Annotated in this window: 10 protein-coding genes and 1 tRNA gene; 8 read left to right on the top strand and 3 right to left on the bottom strand. The window is 67.7% G+C overall.

Going from position 1 to position 12,933, the window contains the following annotated elements; genetic code table 11:
• Positions 1–71 precede the first annotated feature (71 nt).
• Complete coding sequence (locus AC1DZT_RS23045; RefSeq protein ID WP_478008992.1) at positions 72–842, bottom strand: SseB family protein; 771 nt, start codon at positions 840–842, stop codon at positions 72–74.
• Positions 843–1,130: 288 nt separating this feature from the next.
• Here AC1DZT_RS23045 and AC1DZT_RS23040 point away from each other — a divergent pair, with 288 nt between their 5' ends.
• The 4 genes from AC1DZT_RS23040 (at position 1,131) to kdsA (ending at position 5,850) form a co-directional block, all read left to right on the top strand.
• Positions 1,131–2,411 carry a Na+/H+ antiporter NhaA gene (locus tag AC1DZT_RS23040; RefSeq protein ID WP_478008991.1) on the top strand — a complete coding sequence of 427 codons (1,281 nt, stop codon included), beginning with the start codon at positions 1,131–1,133 and terminating at the stop codon, positions 2,409–2,411.
• A 235-nt stretch (positions 2,412–2,646) separates the two neighbouring features.
• Entirely contained in the window at positions 2,647–3,306 is a 660-nt protein-coding gene (locus tag AC1DZT_RS23035) for an ABC transporter ATP-binding protein (protein ID WP_478009027.1), read from the top strand.
• Positions 3,284–4,984 carry a KpsE/RkpR family capsule polysaccharide export protein gene (locus tag AC1DZT_RS23030; protein ID WP_478008990.1) on the top strand — a complete coding sequence of 567 codons (1,701 nt, stop codon included), beginning with the start codon at positions 3,284–3,286 and terminating at the stop codon, positions 4,982–4,984. Before AC1DZT_RS23035 ends, AC1DZT_RS23030 begins: the two co-directional genes overlap by 23 nt.
• A 35-nt stretch (positions 4,985–5,019) precedes the next feature.
• A complete protein-coding gene (gene kdsA / locus AC1DZT_RS23025; protein WP_478008989.1) occupies positions 5,020–5,850 on the top strand; it encodes a 3-deoxy-8-phosphooctulonate synthase in 831 nt (276 codons plus the stop codon).
• A gap of 242 nt (positions 5,851–6,092) precedes the next feature.
• Here the strand turns inward: kdsA and AC1DZT_RS23020 are convergent, their stop codons facing one another.
• A complete protein-coding gene (locus AC1DZT_RS23020; RefSeq protein ID WP_478008988.1) occupies positions 6,093–7,277 on the bottom strand; it encodes a BaiN/RdsA family NAD(P)/FAD-dependent oxidoreductase in 1,185 nt (394 codons plus the stop codon).
• Positions 7,278–7,389: 112 nt separating this feature from the next.
• Between AC1DZT_RS23020 and AC1DZT_RS23015 the strand changes: the two genes are divergently transcribed.
• Together AC1DZT_RS23015 and AC1DZT_RS23010 are read left to right on the top strand one after the other, a co-directional pair.
• A tRNA-Gln gene (locus AC1DZT_RS23015) sits at positions 7,390–7,464 on the top strand.
• A gap of 378 nt (positions 7,465–7,842) precedes the next feature.
• Positions 7,843–8,304, top strand: coding sequence for a hypothetical protein (locus tag AC1DZT_RS23010; RefSeq protein WP_478009026.1), 462 nt, complete (start codon positions 7,843–7,845; stop codon positions 8,302–8,304).
• A gap of 67 nt (positions 8,305–8,371) precedes the next feature.
• Here AC1DZT_RS23010 and AC1DZT_RS23005 read toward each other — a convergent pair whose 3' ends face one another.
• Entirely contained in the window at positions 8,372–10,330 is a 1,959-nt protein-coding gene (locus AC1DZT_RS23005; protein ID WP_478008987.1) for a potassium transporter Kup, read from the bottom strand.
• A gap of 192 nt (positions 10,331–10,522) precedes the next feature.
• Here AC1DZT_RS23005 and AC1DZT_RS23000 point away from each other — a divergent pair, with 192 nt between their 5' ends.
• A complete protein-coding gene (locus AC1DZT_RS23000) occupies positions 10,523–12,187 on the top strand; it encodes a DUF4118 domain-containing protein (protein WP_478008986.1) in 1,665 nt (554 codons plus the stop codon).
• Positions 12,180–12,878, top strand: a complete 699-nt coding sequence (locus tag AC1DZT_RS22995; protein WP_478008985.1) for a response regulator — start codon at positions 12,180–12,182, stop codon at positions 12,876–12,878. The genes AC1DZT_RS23000 and AC1DZT_RS22995 overlap by 8 nt, the downstream gene beginning before the upstream one ends.
• Positions 12,879–12,933 lie beyond the last annotated feature (55 nt).

Genomic DNA, 12,933 nt, shown 5'->3' with positions numbered 1-12,933 from the left:
AAAGTTTAAAACGTGCAAAATCAATGAGTTATGATATGAGGTATTATACTACCCCATATCGGCACCGCGCCCTAGCGCAGACGCGGCGGTTTGTCGGGGTCTGAACCGGGGGCCTTGGGGGCCGGGGCCGCGGGCGGCGGCACGGGCTCTGCCGCGCTGACGGTCAGGCCTGCCGCACTGATCCTTGTGAAAAGTGCGGTTCCGGCCTCGGCAAAGGCAAGGTCCAGCGCCGCGGCCTCCAGCCCGGAAAAGACCAGCGCCTCGGCCACGGCGCGGGCCATCCGCGCCTCGGCCTCGGGGGCGATGCCCGACAGCGCCAGCATATGGCCCTGTCCGCCGCCCTGATAGGTCACCTGCGCCAGCGCCGCCGAAGCGCCCGGCGGCAACAGCGCGCCAAGCGCCGTCAGAAGCCCCTGCGGCAGATGCGGGGCGGCCAGCGCCGCGATGCGGGCCTCGGCCTCCTCCGGATCGGTCTGGGCCAGCATCTCGGCCAGCCAGTCGATGGCTTCCGCGGGCAGGATCGTCTCGCTTGCCGCGGCGGTGCCGAGGTTCAGCCCCAGGCCCAGCCCCTGCCCCGCCAGCTGCGCCGCCAGAACCCGGCCCGGCAGCACGGCATAGGGCATCGGATCGTCGCTGATCGTGGCGAGCCGCTCCTCGCTGTCGAAGGCCAGAAGCAGCGGCCCCTCGGCCAGGTCATAGACCCGCGGCGTCATCACATCGCCCGCGGCCTCTTCCTCCAGCACGAGGAACAGCGCGGCATCGGCAAGGCAGCGCCAGAAGGCCAGCGCCTCGGCCTCGGCGCCTGCATCCATCGCCGCATGGGCCTGATCGAGGGGGGTCATGATGGCTCTTCCATCCCTGTGGTGGCTTTGCGCCAGCCGCTACTGCGCCCGGCGTGGCTCTTCAAGGAAAAAGCGGGGCCGGGCGCGGCACGCCCGTTCAAATCCCGGCGACGGCGCGGGCCGCAGCTGCCCTTTGCGGCGGCAGGCGCCGGGTCATGTGTGCGTTGCAGCATCACTCGCAGCCTGCCGAGGCGATGGGCCGCACCCCGCCGTTGCCAGCGCAGGCCGCCGGGCCTATGCCGGGAAAAAGACCCCGCGACCAAGCTTTCGAAAGGCTCGATTCGCCCGATGTACCGCGTCTCCTCGCACCTGCCCCGTTTTGCCCTGGCGCTCCTTTTCGGGGCCCTTGCCGCGACCCTGTGGGTGAATCTGGCGCCCGACACCTATTTCGACGTGATGGAATACCGGCTCTGGTCGCCCGCGATGCCGGCCTGGACGGCGGTGCCCGACCCGGTGCTGACCCTGCAGCTGATCACCTCGGAAGGGCTGATGGCGCTCTTCATCTTCTTCATCGCCAAGGAGCTGTGGGAGGCGCTGGTGCTGGAACATGGCAGCCTTTCGGGGCCGGGCCGCCGGGCCATGCCGCTGGGCGCAGTGCTGGGCGGGGTGATCGGGGCGGTGGTGCTCTGGCTTGCGACCGCGGGGCTGGATGTCGGCCTGTCGAGCCAGCTGGGCGACGGGTCGGTGGCCGATGCGGGCCTGAGCGTCAGCACCGGTTGGCCCTTGCCGGTCGGCTCGGATGTGGTGCTGTGCTATGTCTTCGGCGCGCGGGTCTTCGGGCGCGACCATCCGGCGCTGCACCTTCTGCTGCTGATCGCGATTGCCTTCGACATCCTCGGCTTGCTGGCGCTTGGCCTGGCCTTTCCCTTCGGCGCGCTGCGGCCGGTCTGGCTGCTGGTGCCGGTCCTGGCGCTGGCCGCGGTCTGGCCGCTGAGCGCGCGCTATTCCCGCCCGCAGGCGAGCGAGGTGCAGCACCGCCGCGCCGCCGCCCTCTGGCCCTGGCTTCTGGCCGGGGTTCTGTCCTGGGCCGGGATGGTGCTGGCCGGTCTGCCCGGCGCGCTGGGTCTCTTGCCGCTGGTTCCGCTGGTGCCCCATGCCGGGCGCAGCTTCGGCCTCTTCGCCGAGGCGGAGGAGTTGCTGCACGACCCCCTGAACCGTCTGGCGCATTACCTCGTCTGGCCGCTGCCGCTGGTGCTGTTCCTCTTCGGCCTGACGCGCGGCGGGGTCGAGCTTTCCGCCATCGGCCCGATGACTTTGCGGGTTCTGGCGACCCTCTGGCTCGGCAAGCCCCTGGGTCTCTTGATCGGCGCCGGGGCCGTGGTGGCGATGGGGCGCGGCGCGCTGCCCGCCGGGCTGCGCATCTCGGACCTTTTGTTGATCGCGGTGCTGTCGGGGATCGGCCTGACCGTGCCCCTCCTCGGTCTGGACTACACCCTGCCCGGCGGCGTGCCCGAGGATCAGGCCCGGGCCGGCGTGGCACTCAGCCTCTGCTTCGGACCGCTGGCCCTGGGTCTGGCCCGGCTGCGCCAGGGCCTGCGCGCCCGGCCGCGGGCCAAGGAAAGCTCCTGAGCGGGCAAGCGCCAACGCAGGGCCCTTCACCCCAGCTTCTCCGCAGGGCGAACATATTGCTGCCCGATTACACGCTATTGTTTCCCCCAGACCGCAGTCTTAAATTGCAGCGACCCGGCAGGTATGCACCTGCTGTTAATGATAATCCCTTAGGCCGGTGGGCAGGCCGGCCGCATCGGTCGCCCCTGGCACCGGTTGGGCCATGTCCCAGGATGGGAGCGGAACGCAGAACGACATGATCGAATTCGAGAATGTCAGCAAAAGTTTCTGGACCGGGAAAAGCCGCAAGGTGATTCTCGACCGGGCCTCGTTCAAGGTCACGCTGGGCCATTCGCTCGGCATTCTGGCCAAGAACGGCACCGGCAAGACCACGATCATCAACATGATGGCGGGCCTCGAAAAACCCGACGAAGGGGTGATCCGCCGCACCTCGCGCATCTCCTTTCCCTTGGGCTTCATGGGCGGCCTCGTCTCGAAACATTCCGCGACCGAGAATGCCCGCTACATCGCCCGGCTCTACAGCCTCGACCCCGATTACGTCGAAAGCTTCTGCCGCTGGCTCTGCGCCATCGACGAATATTTCGACCGCCCGGTCGGCACCTATTCCTCGGGCATGCGCTCGCGCTTCAACTTCGCGCTGATGCTGGCGCTGGAGTTCGACATCTACCTCATCGACGAAGGCATGCCCTCGACCACGGATGTGGAGTTCAACCGCAAGGCCGGCTCGATCCTGCGCCAGCGGCTGCAGAATGCCACGGTGATCATCGTCAGCCACCAGCCCAAGACGCTGGAGAAATTCTGCCGCTCGGCCGCGGTGCTGAAGAACGGCCAGCTTTACATGTTCGAAACTTTGCAAGAAGCGAAACAGCTGTATGACTACGAAGCTCACAATTAGCCGTTTTCGCACCCGCAAGCCCGACCCCGCCGCCGTGGCCCCTGTCATGGCGTCCCCGGTCACCCCTTCCGTGCAGGGCAACACCGCACTGGCGCCGCAGCGCTTCGGCGATGACGCCTTCATGCCCGCCGAAACCGATGACGGCTTTGGCAATCAAAGCTTTCTGCGCCCCGAACCTTCCGCCGGGACCGCCACCCTGACCGCTGGCGACAGTGCCTCGGCCCCCGAGGATATCGACGCCATCCGGCGCGAGGGTCTGACCGGCCGCCAGCTTCGCGTCGCGCGGCGGCTGGCGCAGAAACACGGCCTGCCCGCCACCTCCGATTTCGACGCCGTCCGCCTGCTGCGCCGGTCCGGCATCGACCCTTTCGGCCGCTCGGCCGTTCTCGAACTGGTGCAGGGCGACAGCGACGGATTGCCGGAAGAAGACCTCGAACCCTCGCGCGCGCTGACCGTCTCCAAGGGCGGCCAGGACCGCCTGCCGCAGACCGTCAAGCCGGTGCCGCTGCCCTCAACCGAGGTGCGCGTCGAAGAGGCCCATATCGCCGAGGTGCGGCGGATTCAAAGCGACATCCTCTCGCGCCGACGCCGCAAACTGGCGCTGATGTGGTCGAAACTCGCCGTCTTCGTCTTCCTGCCGACGCTGATGGCGGGCTGGTATTACTTCATGGTCGCCACGCCGATGTATTCGGTGACCACGAAATTCGTGATCCAGCAGGCCACCGCCGCCTCGCAATTCTCCTCGCTCTTCACCGGGACGGCCTTTGCCACCTCGCAGGATTCGGTGACGGTGCAGAACTACCTCCAATCCATCGCCGCGATGGAACGGCTCGACGACGACAACGGCTTTCGCGCCCATTTCTCCGACCCGAAGATCGACCCGATCCAGCGCCTGCCGGAAAAGGCCAGCATCGCCCAGACCTACAACCTTTATCAGCGCTATGTGAAGGTCAGCTATGACCCGACCGAGGGGCTGATCAACATGGAGGTCTCGGCTGCGACCCCGGCCAAGGCGGTGGAGTTTTCCAAGGCCCTCGTCGGCTATGCCGAAGGCCAGGTCGACCAGATGACCGCCCGCCTGCGCGGCGACCAGGAAAACAGTGCCAAGGCCAATTTCGACGATGCCCAGGTCAAGCTGCAATCCGCCCAGACCCACCTGGTCGAGCTGCAGGAAAAGTACAAGACCCTCAGCGCCGATGTCGAGGCCGGGCTGGTCACCAGCCAGATCGGCGCCTTGAACGCCCAGGTGATGACCGAAAAGCTCTCGCTGGCGCAGATGCAGTCCAATCCCAACCCGAACCAGGCGAGGATGGACCCGGTGATCACCCGGATCAACACGCTGGAGGATCAGATCAAGCAGCTGCGCGCCGGCCTCACGCAAGACAACAGCACCGGCCCCTCGCTGGCCTCGGTGCAAAGCCAGATGGTCATGGCCACCGCCGATGTGGCAACCCGGCAGATGATGCTGGCCCAGGCCACCAATGCGATGGAAACCTCACGGATCGAGGCGCAGCGCCAGACCCGTTACCTGGAACTCGCCGTCGAACCCCTGCCGCCCGACACGCCCAGCTATCCGCGCGCTTTCGAGAATACGCTGGTCGTCATGTTGATCTTTGGCGGCATCTACCTGATGATCTCGATGACCATCGCCATCCTGCGCGAGCAGGTTTCGGGCTAAGGCCCGAACTTTGTGGCCCCTTTAGGAACACTGTGATGAAAGACGTCAAGATCGGTGGCCTCACGGCCTCCAACGACCGCCCGCTTCTGGTGATCGCCGGCCCCTGCCAGCTGGAAAGCCTCGACCATGCCCAGATGATCGCCGGCCACATGGCCGAGGTCTGCGCCGCGGCCGGTGCGCAATATGTCTTCAAGGCGAGCTACGACAAGGCCAACCGCACCAGCCTGAAGGGCCGCCGCGGCCTTGGCATCGACGAGGGTCTGAAGGTGCTGGCCGCCGTGCGCGCCATGGGCATGCCGGTCCTGACCGACATCCACGACGCCGAACAGGCGCGCCGCGCCGCCGCGGTGGTCGATGTGATCCAGATCCCGGCCTTCCTCTGCCGCCAGACCGACCTTCTCCTGGCCGCCGGGGAAACCGGGGCCGTGATCAACATCAAGAAGGGCCAGTTCCTCGCCCCCTGGGACATGGCCAATGTCGCGGCCAAGGTCGCCTCGACCGGCAACGAGAAGATCCTCCTGACCGAGCGCGGCGTCTCCTTCGGCTACAACACCCTGGTGACCGACATGCGCGGCCTGACGGTGATGGCGCAGACCGGCTATCCGGTGATCATGGATGCCACCCATTCGGTGCAGCAACCCGGCGGCCAGGGCAGCTCGTCGGGCGGCGACCGCCGCTTCGCCCCGGTCATGGCCCGCGCCGCCGTCTCGCTCGGCATCGCCGGCGTCTTCCTCGAAACCCACCAGGACCCCGACAATTCCCCCTCCGACGGCCCGAACATGGTTTACCTGAAAGACATGAAAGGCCTGATCGAAAGCCTGATGGACTTCGACCGCCTCGCCAAGGCCGCCCCCCTGCGGCTTTAAGCCAAGAGAAGGCCGGGGCCAGAACCCGGCCAGACCTCCCCCTCCTTGCTCCTTGCCAAAATACTCCCGCCGGAGGCCCTTCGCCCGAGCCGGTTGGCCGAAGGCCAGAGGCGAGACAAGACCTTGCGCCGCAGGCGCGCCTCTGGCTCCCGGCCATATCCTAACGAAACCTTAAGAAAATTCGCAAAACCCATCCATAACAAGGCCTTGCCAAGGATTGCACGCGTGCAATCCCGCCCCTTTCACACCGCCTGCCCCGCCGCCCAGCCCGAGGACCAGGCCCATTGGAAATTATACCCACCAAGCCATCCCGTCACATCGACGACCTCGCCCACGAAATAGAGCCCCGGCACCGCCTTCGCCTCCATCGTCCGCCCATCCAGCGCCGCCGTATCCACCCCGCCCAGCGTGACCTCCGCCGTCCGGTAGCCCTCCGACCCGACCGGCATCAGGCTCCAGTCCTGCAAGACCTTCGCGATCCGCTCCAGCTCGGCGCCGGAGAGGGTGGCCAGCATCGCCTCGCCAAGCCCGAGCTGCCCCGCCACCACCCGCGCCAGCCGCTCCGGCAGCAAAGCCGCCAAAGCCGTCCGCAAGACCTGCCGCCCATTGGCCGCCTTGGCCGCCCGCAGGGCCGCCGCCACATCGACCCCGGGGCACAGCGCCAGCCGCACCCCCTGCCCCTCGCGCCAAAAGCTCGAGATCTGCAGGATCGCCGGCCCCGACAGCCCCCGATGGGTGAAAAGCGCCGCCTCGTCGAACCCCGGCCCCTGCGCCGCCCGCGCCGTCACGGGCAGGGCAACCCCGGCCAGGGGCGCCATCCAGGCCAGCTCCTGCTCGGCAAAGGTCAGCGGCACCAGCGCCGGCCGCGTCTCGGTCAGGGGCAGGCCGAAAGCCTCGGCCACCCGATAGCCATAGCCCGTGGCCCCCATCTTCGGAATCGACTTGCCCCCGGTCGCCACCACGACCTTGCCCGCCTGCACCGGCCCGCGCTCGGTCTCCACCACGAATCCCGCCCCCGCGCGGCGCACCTCTCCCAGCGAACACTTCAGCCACAAGGCCACCCGCGCCCGCCCCATATCGGCCAGAAGCATCGCGACGATCTCCTTGGCCGAGCCGTCGCAGAACAATTGCCCGAGGGTCTTCTCATGCCAGGCGATCCCCGCCGCATCGACCCGCGCCACGAAATCCTGCGCGGTGAAGCGTTTGAGCGCCGACAGGGCAAAGCGCGGATTGCGCGACAGGAACTGTCCGACCCCGGTGCCGAGGTTGGTGAAGTTGCAGCGCCCGCCCCCGGAAATCCTGATCTTTTCGCCCGCCGCAGCCGCGTGATCGATCACCAGCACCCGCCGCCCGCGCCGCCCGGCTTCGATGGCAGCCATCATGCCGGCAGCGCCAGCCCCGAGGATTACGACATCAACCTGTTCCATAGCCTCTGTTAGACTGCGAAAGGGCCGCTTTCAACGTCCGGATTTTTTTGCATCATTTTCCGGCCAAACCCTCTTGCAGCCCCCGAAAGACCCCGCTAAATACCGCCGCAGTTGGGGCGTCGCCAAGCGGTAAGGCAGCGGTTTTTGGTACCGCCATACCTAGGTTCGAATCCTAGCGCCCCAGCCAACTACCCCTGAAAGCGCGCGAGACGACACCGGTTCACCCGGGCGTCGTCGCGTCTTTTCTGCCGGGCCTCAGGGGTTGTTCGGTCAGCAAAGTTTGCCCGGAACCCGCCTGTTTCTCTGCCTCCCGGAACCTGTCGTCCGGTGAGTCTGACGGGCGTCAGAGGCGCTTGGCCTTGCCGATGCGCCTCCAGGACAGCAGGGGAATCGTTTGCGGCCCCAAATCCTGCCGCGTGGCAAATTCCTGCCGATCACGGCTGCGGCAGGGGGGCGTCATCTGCGGCGGCGACTCTGGCCTTCTGGCCTGCGATGACATAAACCGGGGCGAAACAAGGGGGCCGTGTCATGCGCCCCCAGGGGCCTGGGTGGTACATCCGTGACGATGCGTGTTCTGAGCAAGATCTGTTTTCTGGCCGCGCTGGCCGGTCTGGCCGGTTGTGGCGACAAATCGGTCGACATGCGGCTTTATCCGATCGAGGGGCCGATCGCCCTCGCCCATCCGTCGCAGGTCATCTCGATTGCCACGACCTACCGGACCGAGACTTCCGGCGACATCGGCTTCAGGATGCCGCCGCCGAGCAAGGTCTATTGCAAGGGCACCTGGACCTCGGTCGCGCCCAAGGTGGCCAGCCACGAGCGCGGGCTGAAGCTTGGCCTGCGCGACACCGGCGGCAGCTATACCAATTCCTCCAAGGACGTGGCCGGCATCAACTCGGGCGAGGTCTATGCGATCTGCAACGACGGCACCCGGGTTCAGGGCCATTTCATCAGCGGCTCGGGCACCGAAAGCGGCACCGGTCGGGTGACCGACACCTTGGGCAACACCTACAAGCTGCTGTTCTGATACCGCAGCCACGCCATGAAAGAGCCGCCCCGGGTCCTCCGGGGCGGCTGTTTCCTTGCGGGCAGGGTCAGACGTTGACCTGGGTGCCCAGTTCCACCACGCGCCCCGCCGGGATGTGGAAATAGTCCGAGGCCGGGGCCGAGTTGCGCGCCATCAGGATGAAGAGCCGCGCCATCCAGCCCGGCATCTGCCGCCGCGACGACAGGCGCAGGCTGCGCCGCGACAGGATGAAGGAGGTCGACATGATGTCGAACTTCCACCCGAGCTTGCGGCACAAGGCCAGCCCCTCGGGCACGTCCGGCTCTTCGGCATAGCCCCAGGTCAGCGTCACCTTGCGGAAATGCGGCGCAAGGTCCGACATGACCACCCGCTGCTCGGGGGCGACCCGCGGCACGGCGGCGGTGACGATGGTCAGGATCACGTTGTTCTCGTGCAGCACCTTGAAGTGCTTGAGGCTGTGCAGCAGCGCCGCCGGGGCGAAATCCGGCGCCGAGGTCAGAAAGACCGCCGTCCCCGGCACATTGGCGATATGCTTGGCATTGATCTGGCGCAGCAGCGTGGCCAGGGCAAGGTCGCCATTGGCTTCCTTGGCCAGAACCACCGCCGTGCCCCGCATCCAGCTGGACATCAGGATCACCATCAGCGTGGCCAGCCCCAGAGGCAGCCAGCCGCCCTCGAAGAGTTTCAACAGGTTCGCGCCGAAGAAGGTCAGATCCAGCGCAAGGAAGGGCAGCATCATGCCCACGGCCAGCCATTTCGGCAGGCCCCAATGCTTGTGCGCCACGATCATCGCCAGCGTCGCCGTCACCACCATCGTGCCGGTGACCGCGATGCCGTAAGCCGAGGCCAACGCCGAAGAGCCGCGGAACACCAGAACCAGCACGAGGACCGCGACCAGCAGCACGCCATTGACAGCCGACATGTAGATCTGACCTTCCTGCGCGTCCGAGGTGTGGCGAATCCGCATCCGGGGCAAAAGCTTCAGCTGGATCGCCTGCCGGGTCAGCGAATAGGCGCCCGAGATCACGGCTTGGCTCGCGATGATCGTGGCCGCCGTGGCCAGTGCCACGATCGGCAACAGCGCCGCATCGGGGTAAAGCCGGAAGAAGGGATTCTCCATCGCCGTGGCATCGCCAAGGATCAGCGCCCCCTGCCCGAAGTAGTTGAGCAAGAGCGCCGGCAGGGCCACGATCAGCCAGGCCAGCTGGATCGGCAACCTCCCGAAATGGCCCATGTCGGCGTAAAGCGCCTCGGCCCCGGTGACGGCCAGAAAGACCGCGCCCAGAACCACCAGCCCCAGCATGCCGTTTTCGGCAAGGAAACTGACCGCAAAGCTCGGGCTCAGCGCCATCAGCACCTCGGGCCGCTGGCTGATGTGCATAAGGCCGCCAACCGCCAGCGCCACGAACCAGACCAGCGTGATCGGACCGAAGAAGCGCGCCATCGTCGCCGTGCCGCGGTATTGCACCGCGAAGAGGACGACGATGACCACGATCGAGATCGGCAGGATATAGGGGTCAAAGGCGGTGGTGACGAGGCTCAAGCCCTCGACGGCCGACAGGACCGAGATCGCCGGCGTGATCGCCGCATCCCCGTAAAAGAGCGCGGCCCCGATCAGCCCCAGCGCCAGGACCCAGGGCAGCTTGCCACCGAGCGAGCGCTGCGCCAGCGCCAAGAGCGACAGCGTGCCACCCTCGCCTTGGTTGTCTGCGCGCATCAGGATCAGCACATATTTGAAGGTCACGATCAGCATCAGCGACCAGGTGATCAGCGACAGAACCCCCAGCACATCCGATTCCTGCACCCCGCCATGGCTGGCACCGGCAGCCCGCATCGCCTCGCGGAAGGCGTAAAGCGGCGAGGTGCCGATATCGCCGTAAACCACGCCGATCGCCGCCAGCGACAAGGTCAGAAGCCCCTGTTTGCCATGGCCGCCATGGTCCAGCGCCGGATCGGCGGCGGGGGTGCAGGCTGCCGGGACGGGGGTGGAGGAAAGGTTTGCTGCGGGGGGAAGGGCCGTGGACATGAGTAGAGACGGCGGGTTCGCGGAAGGCGAGGACATAAAAGCTCCGGACGTGGCACCGCCTAGGGGCGGCGGGGTCCTTCTCTGCCCTTCGGCGTAAGGAAACGATGGGAAAGGCGGGGGCCGGCATAAGGATTGCATAAAGACCCGCGAAAGGGCGTGGACAGCGGGGGCCGAAGGGCGCGATGAAAGGCCATGAGCCCGCCCGAAAGCCCCTTTGACAGCGCCCGAATGGCCGAACCGGACAGCCGCCCCGCGGCGGCGGCGGTGCCGATTCCCCTCGCAGGCGCGGCCGAAGGCGCCGCCCCCCGCCCGGCCCCGGCGCTGCCCGACCTGCCCGCCCTGCCCGAGCCGCCCGATCTGGCCGCACTCGCCGCGACCCTGGCCCTCGTCGGCATCGCGGCCGGGCTTGCGACGCTTGGGGGCGACGCCCTGCCCGGCCCGGTGATGCCGCTGATCTTCCTGACCTCGGTGCTGGTGGCCTCGGTCGCCTATGGCTTCTGGTCGGGGCTGGTTGCGGCGGCGCTGGCCTTCTTCGTGCTGAACTTCCTCTTCACCGAGCCTTTGTTCACGCTCCACATCTCGCATGCGCAGGATCTGATCACGCTTCTGGTCTTTCTCTTCGTGGCGGGACTGGCGGGGCTTCTGACCGGGCGCCTGCATGACCAGGCGGCCGCGGCATCGAGCCGGGCCGAGGTGCTGGGCGTCCTGTCCGCCCTTTCCGCCGATCTCGGCAGCGCGGCGGATGCCGAGAGCGTGCTGGCCAGCGCCACGGGCCATCTTGCCGCGCTTTCCGGGGGCGGGGCCGCGGCCTTTCGTGCCGATGCCACCGGTCCGGTGGTGGTCACCACCAGCCCCGGCACGCGGCCCAGCGATGCCGATCTGCAAGCCGTCGAACGCGCGCTGCGCCAAAGCCGCAGTCAGCCCGCCCCCGCCGATGGCGGCCCCGGGGCGCATCTGACCATCCTGCCGCTCGATGTCTCTGCTGGCGACCCCGGCCAGACCGAGGCCAGCCCCGGCGCGCTGGCCCTCGGCCATGTGCCGCTCTTCGGCCCCGAGGCGGGCTTGCGCACCGCCGCCATCGACGTGCTCTGCCGCCAGACCCGCGCCGCGCTGCAACGGCTCGACTTTGCCGCCCGCGCGCAAAGCGAACGCCAGCGCGCCGAGGCGGAGGCGACGCGTTCGGCGCTCCTCGCCTCGCTGAGCCATGATCTGCGCACGCCGCTGGCGACGATCCTCGGGGCTGCGACCGCGCTGAAGGATCTTGGCCCCGACCTTTCGGCGGCGGCCCAGGCCGATCTTCTGACCGCCATCGAAGAGGAAGCGGCGCGCCTCAACCGCCATGTGACGAACCTTCTGCAGATGACTCGCCTGCAGGCCGGCCTGCGCCCGGCGCTGGCCTGGGTCGATGCCGGCGACGTGGCCCGCGCCGCCGCCGCCCGCGCCCGCCGCGCCTGGCCACAGGCGGTGATCGAGCCCGCCGCCCTGCAGGACCTGCCGATGCTGCGCGCCGAGGCCGGACTTCTGGAACAGGCCGTCTTCAACCTGATCGAGAATGCCCTGCGCCACGGCAAGGCGCCGATCACCCTCCACGCAGCGCAGGACGGGCAGGCGCTGATCCTGACGGTGGCCGATCAGGGCGCGGGCGCCCCGGCACCGGTGCGCGACTGGCTGGCGAGTTCCGATCCGCGCCCTCCCTTGGGGATGAACGGTCTGGGGCTGGCGGTAGCCAAGGGCATCGCCCGGGTGCTGGGCGGCGATCTGACCATGACCGAAAGCCCCAGCACCGCCCGTCTTGCCCTGCCGATCCCGCCCGACACCCAAGTGCCCCGTTCCCTGCCGAAAGCCTCCGATGCCTGAAACGCGCGCCCTGATCCTGATCGTCGATGACGAACCGCAGATCCAACGCTTCCTTGCCCATGCCCTGGGGGCGAGCGGCTATGACATCTGCCTCGCAGGCTCCGCCGCCGAGGCGCTGACCCAACTGGCCGCGCGCAAGCCCGACCTGATGATCCTCGACCTCGGCCTGCCCGACCGCGACGGCAAGGAGGTGATCGAGGCGGTGCGCGCGAAATCCGCCCTGCCGATCATCGTGCTGTCGGCGCGCGACCAGGAGATGGAGAAGATCATGGCGCTGGACCTTGGCGCCGATGATTTCGTCGGCAAACCCTTTGCCATCGGCGAGCTTCTGGCCCGGCTGCGCGTCTGCCTGCGCCCGGCGCGCAGCGCGCCCAGCACGCGGCTGCGGCTCGGGCCGCTCGACATCGACCTTGACGCGCATCAGGCCTTCCGCGCCGACCAGCCCCTGCGCCTGACGCCGAAGGAGTTCGACCTTCTGGTGGCGCTGGTCGAAACCCCGGGCCGGGTGCTGACCCACCGCCAGCTTCTGGGCCGGATCTGGGGCCCCGCCCATGTCGAGGATGTGCCCTATCTGCGCGTCTTCATCGGCCAGCTGCGCCAGAAGATCGAGGCCGACCCCGCCCAGCCCAGCCTGATCCTGACCGAGCCCGGCATCGGCTACCGCGCCGCCGACCCCGACAGCGTGGCCTGATCCCGTCAGGGCCGGCACAAAATCGGCGCCGAGGCTTAGGCCAGTGACACTTTCT

The sequence above is a fragment of the Rhodobacter sp. P1_C2 genome (assembly GCF_056406375.1).
This window is presented reverse-complemented; position numbering and strand designations above follow the sequence as displayed.

Bases quoted from the DNA above. Each gene is read 5' to 3' on its own strand.
- AC1DZT_RS23010 (WP_478009026.1), top strand. From the start codon at position 7,843: ATGCGTGTTCTGAGCAAGATCTGTTTTCTGGCCGCGCTGGCCGGTCTG.
- AC1DZT_RS23040 (WP_478008991.1), top strand. From the start codon at position 1,131: ATGTACCGCGTCTCCTCGCACCTGCCCCGTTTTGCCCTGGCGCTCCTT.
- AC1DZT_RS22995 (WP_478008985.1), top strand. From the start codon at position 12,180: ATGCCTGAAACGCGCGCCCTGATCCTGATCGTCGATGACGAACCGCAG.
- AC1DZT_RS23005 (WP_478008987.1), bottom strand. From the start codon at position 10,330: ATGTCCACGGCCCTTCCCCCCGCAGCAAACCTTTCCTCCACCCCCGTC.
- AC1DZT_RS23045 (WP_478008992.1), bottom strand. From the start codon at position 842: ATGACCCCCCTCGATCAGGCCCATGCGGCGATGGATGCAGGCGCCGAG.
- AC1DZT_RS23000 (WP_478008986.1), top strand. From the start codon at position 10,523: ATGAGCCCGCCCGAAAGCCCCTTTGACAGCGCCCGAATGGCCGAACCG.
- AC1DZT_RS23020 (WP_478008988.1), bottom strand. From the start codon at position 7,277: ATGGAACAGGTTGATGTCGTAATCCTCGGGGCTGGCGCTGCCGGCATG.
- kdsA (WP_478008989.1), top strand. From the start codon at position 5,020: ATGAAAGACGTCAAGATCGGTGGCCTCACGGCCTCCAACGACCGCCCG.
- AC1DZT_RS23035 (WP_478009027.1), top strand. From the start codon at position 2,647: ATGATCGAATTCGAGAATGTCAGCAAAAGTTTCTGGACCGGGAAAAGC.
- AC1DZT_RS23030 (WP_478008990.1), top strand. From the start codon at position 3,284: ATGACTACGAAGCTCACAATTAGCCGTTTTCGCACCCGCAAGCCCGAC.